The organism is Pontibacillus yanchengensis (genome assembly GCF_009856295.1).
In the GTDB taxonomy this organism is placed as follows: Bacteria; Bacillota; Bacilli; order Bacillales; family BH030062; genus Pontibacillus; species Pontibacillus yanchengensis_A.
The window spans coordinates 111,356-127,718 of sequence record NZ_WMEU01000002.1 but is presented as its reverse complement, the minus strand read 5'-3'; the positions used below and the strand labels follow the sequence as shown (position 1 = coordinate 127,718).

The 16,363-nt window shown below is 37.6% G+C and carries 13 protein-coding genes; all 13 read right to left on the bottom strand.

Going from position 1 to position 16,363, the window contains the following annotated elements:
* Window positions 1-188: 188 nt before the first annotated feature.
* Window positions 189-566: an adenosylmethionine decarboxylase gene (gene speD / locus GLW08_RS07770; protein WP_160848038.1), complete on the bottom strand. Its 378-nt coding sequence runs from the start codon at window positions 564-566 to the stop codon at window positions 189-191.
* A gap of 276 nt (window positions 567-842) precedes the next feature.
* Window positions 843-1,874, bottom strand: coding sequence for a glyceraldehyde-3-phosphate dehydrogenase (locus GLW08_RS07765; protein WP_160848037.1), 1,032 nt, complete (start codon window positions 1,872-1,874; stop codon window positions 843-845).
* Between the two features lie 1,067 nt (window positions 1,875-2,941).
* Window positions 2,942-3,541: a dephospho-CoA kinase gene (coaE, locus tag GLW08_RS07760; protein ID WP_160848036.1), complete on the bottom strand. Its 600-nt coding sequence runs from the start codon at window positions 3,539-3,541 to the stop codon at window positions 2,942-2,944.
* Window positions 3,542-3,557: 16 nt separating this feature from the next.
* On the bottom strand, window positions 3,558-4,199 hold the full coding sequence (gene ytaF / locus GLW08_RS07755) for a sporulation membrane protein YtaF (protein WP_160848035.1): 642 nt from the start codon (window positions 4,197-4,199) through the stop codon (window positions 3,558-3,560).
* A gap of 113 nt (window positions 4,200-4,312) precedes the next feature.
* Window positions 4,313-5,146 (bottom strand): DNA-formamidopyrimidine glycosylase, encoded by an 834-nt coding sequence (gene mutM, locus GLW08_RS07750; protein WP_160848034.1) that lies wholly within the window; start codon window positions 5,144-5,146, stop codon window positions 4,313-4,315.
* 15 nt (window positions 5,147-5,161) lie between these two features.
* Entirely contained in the window at window positions 5,162-7,801 is a 2,640-nt protein-coding gene (gene polA / locus GLW08_RS07745; protein ID WP_160848033.1) for a DNA polymerase I, read from the bottom strand.
* Window positions 7,802-8,115: 314 nt separating this feature from the next.
* On the bottom strand, window positions 8,116-9,051 hold the full coding sequence (hflC, locus tag GLW08_RS07740) for a protease modulator HflC (protein ID WP_160848032.1): 936 nt from the start codon (window positions 9,049-9,051) through the stop codon (window positions 8,116-8,118).
* Window positions 9,044-10,021 (bottom strand): FtsH protease activity modulator HflK, encoded by a 978-nt coding sequence (hflK, locus tag GLW08_RS07735; RefSeq protein WP_160848031.1) that lies wholly within the window; start codon window positions 10,019-10,021, stop codon window positions 9,044-9,046. The genes hflC and hflK overlap by 8 nt, the downstream gene beginning before the upstream one ends.
* A 395-nt stretch (window positions 10,022-10,416) precedes the next feature.
* Window positions 10,417-12,159, bottom strand: a complete 1,743-nt coding sequence (pnpS, locus tag GLW08_RS07730; protein ID WP_160848030.1) for a two-component system histidine kinase PnpS — start codon at window positions 12,157-12,159, stop codon at window positions 10,417-10,419.
* Window positions 12,152-12,862, bottom strand: a complete 711-nt coding sequence (locus tag GLW08_RS07725; protein ID WP_160848029.1) for a response regulator transcription factor — start codon at window positions 12,860-12,862, stop codon at window positions 12,152-12,154. Before GLW08_RS07725 ends, pnpS begins: the two co-directional genes overlap by 8 nt.
* A gap of 692 nt (window positions 12,863-13,554) precedes the next feature.
* Window positions 13,555-14,091: a MaoC/PaaZ C-terminal domain-containing protein gene (locus GLW08_RS07720; protein ID WP_337193917.1), complete on the bottom strand. Its 537-nt coding sequence runs from the start codon at window positions 14,089-14,091 to the stop codon at window positions 13,555-13,557.
* Window positions 14,092-14,112: 21 nt separating this feature from the next.
* Window positions 14,113-15,051 carry a malate dehydrogenase gene (gene mdh / locus GLW08_RS07715; protein WP_160848028.1) on the bottom strand — a complete coding sequence of 313 codons (939 nt, stop codon included), beginning with the start codon at window positions 15,049-15,051 and terminating at the stop codon, window positions 14,113-14,115.
* Between the two features lie 27 nt (window positions 15,052-15,078).
* Entirely contained in the window at window positions 15,079-16,353 is a 1,275-nt protein-coding gene (gene icd / locus GLW08_RS07710; protein WP_160848027.1) for an NADP-dependent isocitrate dehydrogenase, read from the bottom strand.
* Between the last annotated feature and the right edge of the window lie 10 nt (window positions 16,354-16,363).

Below are 16,363 nucleotides of genomic sequence, written 5' to 3'. Positions count from 1 at the left end.
CACCAAAATTCTTGAAGCTGAGATTTATTTTGAGGGTAATCTAGTCAGGAGATTGGAAGGTAGGAATATAGCATCACGACGGAGGAATTTGTACTATAGAGCGGGTTTTAAACCTCTATAACTACAAAAGTCAACTTTTTTTCCTAGCTAATAAGAAAAGAGATGCACATTGTACACCTCTTTTTATATTATAGGACATTAAATTTTTTCACTTCGACAGGTCCCATACCACGTGGAACTTCTACCGTTTCTTTCGTTTTTGATTCAAGAGCGTCTGCTATATATTGTGCAGCTACATTTGGATCAATTCGATTACCACATGTGTACACATCAATACTCGCATACCCGTGTTCTGGGAAGCTATGAATCGTAAGATGTGATTCTGAGATAATGACAACCCCGCTCACTCCATGAGGAGCAAATTTATGAAAGGCTACTTCACGTACTTCTGCACCTGATTTTAACGCTGCATCAACAAAAATTTGTTCAATTAAATTCATATCATTTAACTTATCAATGTTACAATCCCAAAGTTCTGCAATTACATGTCTACCCATTGTATCCATTGGGAGTCCCCCTTTAACCACATAAGTTTACTTCTATACATCTAGCTAATGCACTACCACGGGGGAAAGTTAGTCCGATGAGGTCCTAACCCTTTAAGCAGTCATCTTTTTATTAGTATTTTCAGAAGCTCAAAAGTTAGTATATATCGTTTCCCTAAAATTTGCAATATAGTTCTATAAAGATTTTTTGAAATTGGTTAACAGACTCTTACCAGTGGAAGTGGTATTTCCTTTCCCATTATAAATGAGAAAGAGGGGGATTCCAATGATAGACATTTATGATACCTGAACTTCTTGTTCTTTTCTCAAATAACTACCTACAAAATTCACTAGATCAATAACTCGTTTTGAATAGCCCCATTCATTGTCATACCAAGCTAAAACTTTTACTTTTCTATCTTCCATCACAAGTGTAGATAAACCATCAACAATGGATGAGTACTCTGTGGTTGTGTAATCAACTGATACTAATGGCTCCTCTGAGTAAGATAGAATTCCATTTAGCTCATTTTTCGCTGCATGACGGAATATATTATTTATTTGATCAACAGTAACATCCTGTTTCAAATCAACAACTAAATCAACTAGTGAAACATTTGGGGTCGGTACTCGTAAAGCCATCCCATGCAATTTACCATCTAATTGAGGAAGAACTTGACCGAGTGCTTTTGCTGCACCTGTAGATGTCGGGATGATAGACTGTGTACAACCCCTAGCTCTCCGAAGGTCTTTATGTGGGTTATCTAGATTTTTTTGGTCATTTGTGAATGCATGAACCGTCGTCATCAATCCATTCTCAATACCAAATTGCTCATCTAACACTTTCACCACTGGAGCTAAACAGTTGGTCGTACAGGATGCATTGGAAATAACATCATGCTGCTGGTGATTGTAAACGCTCTCATTTACACCCATAACAATCGTGGCATCTACTTCTTTTCCAGGTGCAGTAATGACTACTTTCTTAGCTCCTGCTTCAATGTGGGCTCCTGCTGTTTCTTTTGTTTTAAACTTACCGGTAGCTTCTATAACAATATCAATATTGTGTTCTTTCCAAGGTAATTCTTTAGGATCTCGAGAAGAGAACAAATGAATCTTCTTACCATTTATCTCAAGACCATCTTGAAGCGCTTTCACATCTGCTTGAAAACGACCATGAACACTATCATATGTTAAAAGGTGGGCTAACGTTTCAGGAGGGTAACTTGCATTAACCGCTACCACCTCAAGATTTTCATCCAGTACGGCCTGACGGAATGCCATTCTGCCAATACGACCAAAACCATTAATTGCAACACGTGACTTCATAACAACTACCCCTCTCCATATATGTGATATACTAAATGCATTTATGTATGAATAGTATAACACATTTAGCCTTTGTTGGGTGTTAAAATATAAAAAAATGGACGCTAGAAAATAAAGAGAAACATATGTCCCCCATTAGAGACCTGTAAAATCGACGTACATAACGTATATCAGATATTGCTTCCAAGACACCTATCTACACAACGTAAGTCTGTCATAGATATCGAAGACGATAGAAGCACACTAGTTACTTACTAGACAAGTAAGGTTATGCTCTCATTACTTTTTGGGTTTTACATAATGCAGTTACCATCCATATAAGCCCCATTATCTTGAAGACTTGGATTCGAGATATATTCAAAAGGTGATGGGTCCGATACTTGAAAAGTGGAAGAGGGTTACGGTGAAGCAACTCGCTTTCCTGCGGACGAGCTGGTGAGCCTTTTCAGTCGCTTTGCTCCCTCCGGGGTCTCACGGTCTCACCAACCTCCTTCTACCGCGGGAGTCTCGCAGTTCCCCTTCACCCCAACCTGGTAATGGCTATCGGACCCGAGGCCAAATGTTGTATGTCTGGGTGGATCTTAAGGACAAATAAAACTTTATTTTTTACAAACAGCGAACTACTGTCCATTAGCTTTCTTGCCACAGAATTTTTTGTTATGAACCAATTGTTATACTAGAACTTACTAGGGTGTGGACCGTCAGAAGATATTCAAATACCTCAACCTCTCTAAGTTCGCAATGTTTCCGTTTCTCCCAACATCGCAGCAGGTGGCCATGGAACAAGGAGACTCCCGACGGAGAAAGGGGTAGGCAAGCCCCCCTGAGGGGGTTTTTCCCCGAAGGTAGATCGCCAGCTCGCTGGCAGGACGCGAGTTGTTCCACGGCCACCTTTATTCTAACTAAACCTACGGAAACATCCCACTCCCCCAAACTATCTCGAATCCAAGTCTTCAAGATTATGCCTCTTTTGTTGAATAGCTTTTCTTTCCTATGCAAGAGCCAAAAACTTCTTTCTTCACTTGTAAAAAAAGCCCGTGAACGAATGTTCACGGGCTTGGGGGCAACTATATAATCTCCCATCGATGAAGAATTGCCTCTAATTGTTTGTAAGATTCGTATTTACTACCAGAGTTATCAACTACCTCATCTGCTTTGTTTGCTTTTTCGGATACAGGCATTTGGGAGTTAATTCTGCTTAATGATTCCTCTCTAGAACTATCATCTCTTTCCATCAGTCTCTTCAACTGTGTTTCTTCATCAACATATACTACCACTACTTTATCTACAAAATGAGCCAAATCACTCTCAAATAACAATGGGATATCTAGAACTACAGCTTTGAACCCCTCTGCTACATAATAATCCCGTTCCTGTAACATTTCTTCTCGTACAGCTGGGTGAACAAATGAATTAAGTTTTTTCCTTTTTTCTTCATCATTAAATACGATTGTTCCTAATGCTTTACGGTCAATCGTTTGGTCGTCTCTCAAAATATCATGACCAAATTCTTCTACAATATCGTTATAAGCTTTTTTACCAGGCTCTACAACCTTCCGAGAAAGTTTATCTGCATCAACTACTGGAATATTAAATTCATCAAACATTAAGGAAACGGTACTTTTACCGCTTGCTATGCTTCCTGTTAAACCAATTACTACAGTCATTACATAAAGCCTCCAATTATGTCATTTTCATAACACCTAATACAATTAAGAGTACACCTGGTAAAAATGAAAGTCGATCTAACCAACGCCAATAGGATAGCCAGTAACCACTTTTCAAGCCAACCCATAAGAAGAAACTGCTCATAAATGCAATAATAAGCGCCGTGTGAAAAGGAGTAAATCCAAACATGGCAGCCCCGATACCTGCTCCAAATGCATCAAGTGAAAGAGCGATACCAAGTAATAAAGCCTCGATTCCATTAATAGAACCAGATCGGTCAATGTCAGCACTCATTGGTTTTTTCAAGATTTGAATAACAATTCCTAGTGATTTTATCTCTAGTTTAAATATATAAGGTGTTAGCTGTTCATTTGATTGGGTGGTTTTGTTGCTTTTAAAGAACTGGTAAATCACCCAAAATCCAATAAGAATTAAAATGCTTCCTCCTATCACTTCTGTTAAGTGAGGGGACAAGAAAACAGCTATGGTCTTACCGATTAACATCGCAACAAAAAACGTTAAAGCAGACACTCCTGCAATGATAAAAATCACTCGATACGATAACCCTACTTTTCTCATTCCATAAGTAAAACCAACTGTAAAGCTGTCTAAGCTCACTGCAAATGCAAGAAGGAATAACGTCATGATGTCAGGCATATGCTGGCTCCTTCCACCTATAATCTAAAATAGTATATGGGAGGAGTTAATTCACTGTGCCTTGACCACATGTTGAATAAATTGATTTACGTTAAGATGCTTCTGAATTTGAACTATCTTTTCTCTTTCTGACAGGTTAAACACACATGAGTTCCTCTTCCGCCTACTTTTAGTTTGGTAATAGGGGTAGAGCACACGTTGCAGTTTTCTTCTTCGCGTCCATAGACGTTTAATTGTTGCTGAAACATTCCTATTTGTCCTTGAGTATTCACATAAGATCGTATCGTTGTCCCACCTTGAGCAACCGCTTCCCGAAGCGTTTCCTGAATGGAACGATGTAAGGAACGTACTTCGTCTTCCGTAATACTCGAAGCGATGCGCAATGGATGAATAGCTGCTTTAAACAATGCTTCATCTACGTATATATTCCCCAACCCAGCTAGAATAGTTTGATCTAGTAAAACTGTTTTTATATGGCGATTGGTCCTTTTCAATTTGTTATGAAGGTATGGAACACTGAAGGAGTCTTCAAATGGCTCCGGTCCTAGTTGTTCTAATGGTGGTACATTAAATTCCTCCCCCATATTATATAGATGAATCGTCCCAAACTTTCGTACATCTTGATAACGAAGCTCTTGCCCACCTTCGAATAGGATTCGAACATGCGTGTGTTTTGCAAGAGGGGTTTCCGTACTGAAAACGCCATATTTCCCCTCCATTCTAAGATGGGATATCAAAACATGTGTATCCAAATAAAATAGTAGAAATTTACCTCTGCGTTCTAAACGATTTATCTTTTGTCCTTTTACCAGATTGGTAAATTCTTCACTATCATCAGGTTGTTTGATCATCTTCGGCCAATAAATGATAACATTCTTAATGGTTTCCCCAATGACCATGTGCTCTAGTGTCTTCTTGATTGTTTCCACTTCTGGCAATTCTGGCATGTACTTGTTCGCTCCTTATTTTGCATCGTACCATGTGTCACCGTAAGCATGATCTACTTTTAATGGCACATGTAATGAAAAGGTTTCTTCCATAACCTTGGTGACTAGTTCTTTTAATGTTTCAAGCTCATGCTCTGGAGCTTCTATAATTAATTCGTCATGTACTTGGAGAAGGATGCGCGCTTCCAACCTTTCATCTGCTAATTTATGGTACAAATCAATCATAGCTTGTTTGATAATATCAGCAGCAGTTCCTTGAATTGGTGTATTCATTGCTGTACGTTCAGCAGCGCTTCTACGATTGAAATTACGACTTGTAAGATCAGGTAAATACCTACGGCGCATCATTAACGTTGTCACATAGCCTTGTTGTTTTGCTTCTTGAACCACGTCATCCATGTACTCTTTTACGCCTGGATAACTTTCCAAGTAGCGGTCTATAAATTTTTTTGCTTCTTTTCGGGTTATCCCTAAGCTTTGCGACAAACCATAATCACTTATTCCATAGACAATACCAAAGTTTACGGCTTTCGCTTGTCTTCTCATTTGATCCGTAACCTCGTCTTTGCTTACATGGAAAACATCCATAGCTGTTTTTGTGTGAATGTCCTCATTATCATTAAACGCTTGGATTAGCTTTTCATCATTTGCAATATGAGCTAATACTCTTAGTTCGATTTGAGAGTAGTCTGCCGAGAAAATCTTCCATCCTTCTTCGGAAGGAATGAATGCTTGTCTAATCTTACGTCCTTCTTCTAAACGAATAGGGATATTTTGAAGATTGGGTTCAGTTGAGCTTAAGCGTCCAGTTTGAGTTAAAGCCTGATTAAATCTTGTATGGATTTTATGCGTTTGATCATCTACTACTTTTAATAATCCCTCAATGTATGTGGACTGAAGTTTTCCAAGCTGTCTATATAGTAATATCTTAGGGATGATTTCATGCTTATCTTCTAATTGCTCTAATATATCAGCAGAGGTGGAATAACCTGTTTTCGTTTTCTTGATAACTGGAAGTTCCAGCTTCTCAAATAAAATTGGTCCTAGCTGTTTGGGTGAATTTAAGTTAAATGTTTCACCAGCCAACTTATACACTTCTTCTTCAATCTCAGATAAACGGCGTTGAAGTTCTTTTCCCATACTTTCAAGTTGTTCTACATCCACAGCTACACCTACATGCTCCATTTCACCAAGGATGAGAGATAAAGGCATTTCTAACTCATGATACAGTTCCCACTGACTATTTTCTCTGAGTCGTTCCTCAACAGAATCCTTCATTTCATAAAGCATAGTGGTTTTACGACCTACGTGATCAGCTAGAGAATCTTGCTCAGGAACCTTCATCTTGGCACCTTTTCCATAAACTTCTTCATCATACGCAATTCCCTTCTTATCCATACGATGACTAATAGATGGGATGTCATGATGGTTTTCTGAAGGATTGATGAGATAAGAAGCAATCAGCAAGTCGAACTCTATTCCTTCAATATCTATATCAAATCGTTTTAGAGAAACTAACGTCTTCTTAGCGTCAAATACCCACTTTTTCTTCGTTTTATCTTGTGCCCATTTCTTAAAAAGTTCTGATTCCATCGCTACATTTGTTGGAATGAAGTAGGTTCCGGAATCATTCACTAACCCAATTCCCTCAACAGGTGATGTATGGTAATTTTCACCTAACATCTCTACAACGAGGGCAGAGTGATCTTCTAATATCGTTTCATCAACTGAGTCAACAATAGTTACATCAATACTTGGAAGGGCATCTTGTACTTCTTCAGCACCTTCTTCATCTTCATTAATGCGTCCAAGAAGTGAATGGAATCCAAGGTCACGGAAAAAGTGAGCAACCTTAGTCGAATCGTGCCCATTATATTGAATCTCATCTAACTTCACCGCTATAGGAGATTGGATATCAATTGTAACGAGCTCCTTACTCATGAATGCATCATCTTTATGATTCTGTAGCTTCTCTTTTAGCTTCTTACCGCTTACTTCTTCTACATTTGCAAATACTTGATCTAGGGTTTCAAATTGGTGCAGTAATTTAACAGCTGTTTTTTCACCTACTCCAGGTACACCTGGAATATTATCAGAGCTATCACCCATTAGTGCCTTTAAATCAATTATCTGTTCAGGATTAATCTCCATTTTTTCTTTCATGAAGGATGGCGTATAGGTCTCCACATTCGTAATGCCTTTTTTAGTTAACGCAACAGAAACGTGGTCGGATACGAGTTGTAATAAATCCCGATCACCACTGATCACTTTTACTTCAAACCCATCTTGTTCTCCTCTTCTAGCTAGAGTGCCGATAATATCATCTGCTTCATATTGGTCTAGTTCATAGTGGGAAATTTGAAAGGCATCCAATAACTCTCGGACTAATGGAAATTGCTCAGACAACTCAGGTGGTGTTTTCTGTCTACCACCCTTATATTCTTCATATGTTTTGTGACGGAATGTTGTTTTCCCTGCATCAAATGCCACAAGAGCATGGCTTGGCTGTTCTTCCTCCAAGATTTTCAGTAACATGGTGGTAAATCCATAAACCGCATTTGTATGTACACCTTTATCGTTATTCAACAATGGTAAAGCAAAAAAAGCACGATAAGCGATACTATTTCCATCAATTAGTATTAATTTCTTCGTCATCTAGAGGCACTCCTTTGTATTCGTTTCAGACTAGAATTTCAATCTAAATGTTTTGTCTTTTCTAAAAGTATAATGAAAAGCTTTGAACACCCGGTATCTACTGCAACATGAACTACACAGATAGAATGAATGTTGGCGTGTAACGTAACAAGTTTATCAGACCTCCCCCCCCAAAAAGATGAGGGGGCAGTCAAACTACACGCAGGCACTTGAGCTAGAAATAGACGAGCTACAGCTTTTTTTACTTTTAAAAAAAGGCGTTATTTTCTCCTATTTTACCATGTTCGGTGATAGAAGAAAAAAACGCCCTACCTTTACTGTCCTAAATAGCCTGATAATGTTTGTGTATAAGGTGAATCTTGTGGAAGAATAATTGTCGTTCCGCCATCAATTGTTTTCTTATAAGATTCCAACGTACGGTACAGTCTATAAAATTCTTCATCTTTTTGGAAGGACTCATTATAGATTTGTGCCGCTTCTTGCTCACCCTGTGCACGAATCTCAGCAGCATCTTTATTAGCTTTTGCTAGCATTTCTTGAACTTCACGATCGGTTTGGGCAATGATACGGTTCTTTTCCGCTTCCCCTTTTGACAAATATTCCTGAGCTTTCGTTTCACGTTCTGAAATCATACGACGGAAAACAGACTGCTCGTTTTCATCTGGTAGATCTGTTCGTTTAATACGAACATCATCTACTTGAATACCGTAATTGTATCGTGACAATAATTCATTTACCTGCTCTGTCACTCGAAAATTAATATTTCCTCTTGAAGACTTTTCATCGTTTATAATTTCTTCATAATTCATTTGACCAAGTTGAGTTCGAATAACAGAAAAAATAAACTCGCCCATCCGTGCCTCAGCATTAATAACTGTTCTGGCGTTTTCAATCATATTCTGTGGATCTGTTATTTGCCATACCGCGTAGTTATCAATAATCATTCGTTTTTTATCCAATGTATTAATCTCTTTTTGAGCTACATCATATACCTGTTTCTTTTTTGGTAATGTAGTGGCAGTTTGTATGAATGGTAGCTTAAAGTGAAGGCCAGGATCTTCCTTAATAGATACAACTTCCCCAAATTGACGGACTACTTTATACTCTCCTTCTTTTACAATCATCATACTCGTAAACAAAACGGCCAACAGAAGAATAAGTACAAGTAAAGAAACCCCTGCTTTAATATACTTTCGATAGTTTCCATTTGTTGAACCGTTTCCCACGTTTACTACATTTTCATCACTCATTATTAGAACCCCCTTCCTGTTCTTGCTTTTGTGTTTGTTGTTGAGGCATTGATTGAACTTGGCTATTTCCAATTGGTAAGTATTTAACTGTATTGCTTTCATCGTTCATGATATACACATTAGCTTGAGGCAACACATCCTCAAGCGTCTCAATAACAAGACGATTTTCTGTAACAGTTGGGGAGTTTTCATACTCAGTATATAAAGCATCAAATTGAGCTACATCACCTTTCGCTTCTTCTATCCTGGCTACTTTAGCCCCTTCAGCACGCGAAATGATTGCATCTTTTTCCCCTAACGCTTCTTCATATTTTTCATTTTTGTACTTTTTGGCTTCATTTATTTTTGTGTTCATTGTTTCTCTTGCATCTGTTACCTTCGTAAAAGCTGTTCTCACTTCAGAATTTGGTAAATCAACTTCTTGAAGTTTTACATCAATAACAGAAATACCGATATTGTAATCTTCTACAAGTGATACGAGTAGCTCTCTCACTTCATTTTCAATTTCTGCTTTACCTGATGTAAGAGCATCATCAATCTTGGATGTACCAATAATCTGACGCAATGAAGCAGAAGTAGCGTTGTTTAATACTAATTCTGGTTGAGCAGATTGATATAAGTATTGAGCAGGTTCAGTAATTTTCCATTGTACTACTAGGTCAGCTAAGACAATATTTTCATCCCCTGTAATCATTTGAACTTGATTTGCTTTCCCTTTATCCTCCTGACCCTGATTGTATCCAAAATTTAAACTGAACGTCTCTTTGGAAAGTTTTTGTTTTTCTTGTATAGGCCATGGCATTTTAAAGTGTAAACCAGGATTCGTTATACTTTCCTCCGCTTCACCGAATGTAAGAATGACGGCTTGTTCAGATTCATCTACGGTGTACCAACTTGTCGTCCCCACTATAGCGAGTACCACGATACCAATTGAAATCGCAATCCAAGTATAGATTTGCCTTAATGTCATAGGTTCTCTCCCCTTATGTTTCAATATCATTACAATCTATTTACGAATATAATACATCTTTTGTTTCACATTTTATTTTTTATTATTATCCACCTACACCTACAAAAAAGCTTATCCAAAAAGAATAAGCTTAATTAATAAGCTTAAAATTTTATAATGTACATAAATAACATCGCTAGATACCTTACTCAGGAATAGAATTTACTTATGACCTCGAGCGGGTAAGCGCTGAAGCTAGAAATGTAAGTACTAATGTTATATTATCTTTACTTAAAAAAAACCATAAAAAAGACGGAAGCGGGATGGGCTTCCGTCCAAAAAAAGAAAACACCTTGGATGAAAGGGTTTCAATTGTTACTTTATCAATAGAGTTTAAATAAAGGATTAAGGAGTTATTAATTTTTTGTAAATTTTTCAGGTAGGAAAATACGGAATGTTGTTCCTTCTTGGTTAACACTTTGTACTTTTATATGCCCATGATGAGCTTCCACAATATGTTTTACAATAGCTAACCCAAGACCGGTACCACCAGAATTACGACTTCTGGCTTTATCCACTCTATAAAAACGTTCAAATATACGAGGAATATCTTCTTCTGGTATCCCCACACCACTGTCTGTAACTGTTATTTCCACTTCTGTATCATGTGTTGTTAATGCTACTGATACCGCGCCTTGTTTTGGTGTGTAATTAATAGCATTAGTAAGGAGATTAATCACAACTTGCTTTAATCTTGCCGAATCTCCTTCTATCATGACATCATCTGTTAAATGCTGTTCCAAATGTACTTCTTTTTCATCAGCCTGGTGTTCCACAATCGGAACAATGTCTTGGATCATTCCCTTTACATACACATTTTCTATATTAAGTTGAAATTCTTCTTTCTCTAATTTTGAAAGCTCTAGTAAGTCATGAATCAATGACTGCAGTCGCTGGCTTTCTTTTAAAATAATATTAATAAATTGTTCACGAAGTGCATCATCTTGCATAGCTCCATCTAATAAGGTTTCAGAAAAACCACGAATGGAAGTAATAGGCGTTTTTAATTCATGAGATACATTCGCCACAAAGTCTTTACGCATTTGTTCTAGGTTTTTCAACTCTGTGATGTCATGGAATACCAATACAACACCTTTCCAAACATTGGATTCATTTATTATTGGAGCACCCAAGACTTCTAGAAATCTTCGTTCGATTTGTAAGGAACGAATAAAGGAGTACCGTACTCTTTCTTCTGTCATAAACACTTCCTTCACTGCTTTATGAATTTCCTCTTCTTCAATAGCATGGTAATACAAGTGACCTAAGTAATCTGTACCACTTCCACCAAAGCTTTCAAGAAATGCCTTATTCACAAGGTGAACATACCCTTTTTCGTCTATTAGCACTAACCCATTTCCCATGTTATTGATTACTGCTTCAAGACGGTCCTTCTGCATTTCCTGCATCATGGTCATCTCTTGAAGATTCCGAGCAAGAACATTGATTGAAGTCGTTAATTGTGCAGCTTCTCCATAGTTGCCTTCATAAGTACGAGCTCGATAATTCCCTTGTGCTAATTCATCAGCTACACGTGCTGCAGAACGAATAGGTTTAATATACTTCTCGAAAATACTTCTACCTAATGTCGCCATCACTAAAATTCCTATAAGCACAGTTATACCAATTATTAGCCATATATTCTTTGTGATATTTGTTAGAGAAGTAACTTTAATTACCATGATTAAAGTTCCCTCAAGTTCATTGGTTTGGAAAGGATAGTAGAATAGATTACCATGGATTTGACCTTTATTTAGAGGTTCTCCATCACTATCATAATTTGTTATAAATTCTTGAATGCTGGATTTTTCATCATTCGTAGGGTTAAGGATTTGATCAGTTGTATCCAATTCCTTTTCATTACTCTCTTTATAAACTATTCCTATATCTAACTGATTGCTTAGATCCACTAATTGTGATACTTCTGAGGCAGAATCAATATATTCTACCAAATAATGAGCATCATTTTTCACTCGTTCCTCTACTATATCTGTAACAAAATTTTTGGTTAATTGTGCTAGCACAAGCCCTAAGCTAAGCATCAAAAGAATAGCTAGTATGGAATAACTTAAAAAAGGACGTGAATCATAATTACGCATCTTTAGAAGGATCCTCCATCTTATAGCCTAATCCACGTATGGTTTTTATATATACAGGCTTCTTCGTATCAGGTTCTATTTTTTCTCTCAAGTGACTAATATGAACATCAACAATACGAGTATCTCCTACGAAGTCATAGTTCCAGACAGCGCTCAAAAGTTGATCTCTGGATAATACGCGTCCTTTGTTTCTTGTTAAATAGAGAAGTAATTCAAACTCCTTAGGTGTAAGAATCAACCCTTCCCCTTTTACAGTTGCTTCATATTGTTCTGGATACACCATCAAATCTGCAATTTTGAAGCATTCCCGTTCTTCTTCTGTGCTATTTGAATGATACGTGACTCGACGTAAGATGGCCTTAATTCTTGCCACCACTTCTCGTGGACTAAATGGTTTTGTTAAATAATCATCTGCACCCAATTCTAGTCCTAATACTTTATCAAACTCATCATCTTTTGCTGTTAACATAAGAATAGGAGTTTGAACTTGCTTTTGTCGCATTTGCTTACAAACTTCCATTCCATCCATTTCTGGTAGCATGACGTCCAGGACAATAAGATCAAATGTTTGTTCATTAGCTTTTTCCAATGCTTCTTTACCCGTATAAGCTACTTCCGTTGTAAAGCCAGCTTGTTCAATATTGTATTTTAATAATGTGACAATGGATTCTTCATCATCCACGATTAATATATGTTGAGCCATCTTACATAACACCTCAGTTTCAAGTTTCTACCCTAATCATACAATGAAGTATATAATTTCAAAAGCACTATCTGTTTAAAGCATAGTATGTTTACAAAAAATTAACATAGAATTTTCGAAAGATTAATAATAATCGTTGATTTCTCCAAACTTTCTCTATATACACATTATCGCCCATTGTACTAAATTCTTATGATTATACACAAAGTTTCTGTAACTAGATTTTGCTAAACAATAAAGACTATACTCTATTTAATAATCTGTTGGTTCTAATTTGTAAATTATCTCGCTTTACAAAGAGGTGAATTAATAGAACAAAAGCGCATGCGCCCGTTTAGCAACGTATGTACTGCGGCCTACACGACGTAGGTTGGTTCGATGTTGCTACGTGATGTAGCGATTTTAATCGAGCTTCTTTCCGTAGGAGGTAAAAGAAACACGAAAAACATGCGTGATTCGATGTTAACTTATCGTACGGAGGCGAGGGAAGCATACTAATCGCTGGGCGCTGGAGGTGGACGTGGCTACATCACTTTTTTAGTTATACACAAGCATTGAATTTTATAATTTCTCTATACAATAAAAAAATAGTTCAATATATTTGTACAACTCGTGTTACTGTACGAAATAAAATTGAACTACTTATCCAAATTAGGCATCTTTATCTTATAGTTTATACTAATGTACCTGTTCTAGTAAAAATTCTCTAACGATTTGGCATTCATAGATTCTGGCTCATAGGCTGGACATACATTCAGTGTACCGTTTACAACTTCATTTCCTTCTTCATCTAAAGCTATTGCCTTTACAGTTACGAGATGCTTTTCCCAATCCATTTCCGTTACCTCCAATGATACTTGTAACTCTGCATAATGATGGACTGGATTCGGATAGTACAAATGCTCCTCAACAATGTGACATCCCGGACCGGGAAGGTGCATCGAAATAGCAGATGTTACAATACCATTAAGCATCACAGTAGGTACAATTGGTCGCTTGAAAGGAGTTTGTGAAGCATAATCATGTTGGATGTACAAAGGATTTGCATCATCCGTTAGGCCAAGAAATAGTAGTAAATCTTTATCTTCTATTTTAGCACTTGTGGAAAATGTTTCTCCAATCTGTATATCTTTTAGCTTTTTACCTAACTTTCGTTTTTTCCCTAACAACATGCCACCTCCATTTGAAAGCGTTTTCTTATATGGTGATAGAAAAACTCGGCATTTCACCGAGTTTCTCTATGTTTATATTTATTCTACTACATTCATTACATGTTTGACAGATTCTACTGATTTATCTAATTGAGCTTTTTCATCTTCTGTTAAATCAAGTTCAATTACTTGCTCGATTCCATTTCCACCTAAGATAGTTGGAACACCAAGGTAGATGTCCTTATAGCCGTACTCACCTTCTAAGTAAGCAATAGCCGGAAGGACGCGTCGCTGATCTTTAAGAATCGCTTCAGCCATTTCTGTTAACGAAGCTGCGGGAGCATAGTATGCACTTCCATTTCCTAGAAGCCCAACAATTTCCCCTCCACCTTTACGTGTGCGTTCTACAATCTCTTCAAGACGTTCTGGTGAAATTAATTTCTCAAGTGGGATACCACCTGCGTAAGAGTATCGAACTAATGGTACCATATCATCACCATGACCACCTAACACAAAACCAGTAATGTCTTTTACGGAAAGGTTAAGCTCTTGTGAGATGAATGTACGGAAACGCGCTGTATCTAGTACACCACTTTGTCCGATAACACGGTGTTTAGGAAAGCCAGACTCTTTGAATACAGAGTATGTCATCGCATCAACTGGGTTTGTTAGAACTAAGATTGTTGTTTCAGGAGAATACTTCACAATTTGTTGTGTTACATTCTTCATAATTTTAGAGTTAGTAGCCACTAGATCATCACGACTCATACCAGGCTTACGAGCCATGCCTGCAGTAATGATTACAAGATCAGAACCTTCAGTGTCTTCATAATTGGAAGTACCTACAATATTAGAATCAAAACCTTGAACCGGGCTAGCCTCTAACATATCTAGTGCTTTACCTTGTGTTGGTTGCTCTTGGTCAGGAATATCAACAAGAACTACATCTGCAAGCTCTTTTTGAGCAATCATTAATGCAGTTGTTGCACCAGTGAAACCTGCGCCAATTACGGATACTTTTCTTCTTTGAATACCCATAAAAATCCCCTTCCTGATACTTAGTACTTATGCGTCCATATTGTTGATTAAAGCATCACCGAATTCAGAACACTTAACTTGAGTCGCACCTTCCATCTGACGAGCGAAATCATACGTTACTGTCTTCTCACCAATTGTCTTATCCATAGCTTTCGTGATTAAATTTGCTGCTTCTCTCCATTCGAGATGCTCAAGCATTAACACACCTGATAGAATGACGGAAGAAGGGTTCACCTTATCTTGACCTGCGTACTTAGGTGCTGTGCCATGCGTAGCTTCAAAAATAGCATGTCCAGTTTCGAAGTTGATGTTTGCTCCAGGAGCAATCCCAATTCCACCTACTTGTGCAGCTAAAGCATCAGAGATATAGTCTCCATTTAGATTCATTGTAGCTACAACATCAAATTCTTTTGGACGTAGTAAAATCTGCTGAAGGAAAATATCTGCAATTGCATCTTTCACTACAATTTTACCTTCTGCCTTTGCTTCATCTTCCGCTTTATTAGCTGCTTCTTTTCCTTCTTTTTCTACGATTTCATCATATTGTCTCCAAGTGAAGACCTTATCTCCAAATTCTTGCTCAGCTACATCATAACCCCAGGCCTTGAAGGAACCTTCAGTAAATTTCATAATGTTACCTTTGTGAACTAATGTTACATTCTCACGACCTTCACGAAGGGCATACTCAATTGCAGAACGAACTAGACGTTTTGTCCCTTCTTCAGAAACTGGTTTAATCCCGATTCCTGAAGTTTCAGGGAAGCGAATATTATGTACACCCATCTCGTCTTGCAAGAAGTCAATGACTTTCTTTACTTCTGGAGTACCTTTTTCCCATTCAATGCCAGCATAAATGTCTTCTGTGTTCTCACGGAAAATCACCATATCTGTATCTTCAGGATGTTTCACAGGGGATGGTACACCTTGGAACCAACGTACTGGACGAAGACAAGTAAATAAATCTAATTCTTGGCGAAGAGCAACATTTAAGGAACGAATACCGCCACCAATTGGTGTAGTTAATGGACCTTTAATGGCAATCTTGTAGTCACGAATCGTATCTAGCGTTTCGTTTGGTAACCACTCACCAGTGTTATCCTTTGCTTTTTGACCAGCGTAAACTTCTTTCCATACAATACTCTTCGTGTCACCATATGCTTTTTGAACAGCTGCTTCAATAACTCTCTTTGCTGATGCCCAAATATCTGGACCAATTCCGTCCCCTTCAATAAATGGGATAATTGCATGATCAGGTACAGTCATTTCTCCGTTAGTAACAGTAATCTTTTCTCCTTGTGCCACTATAAATACC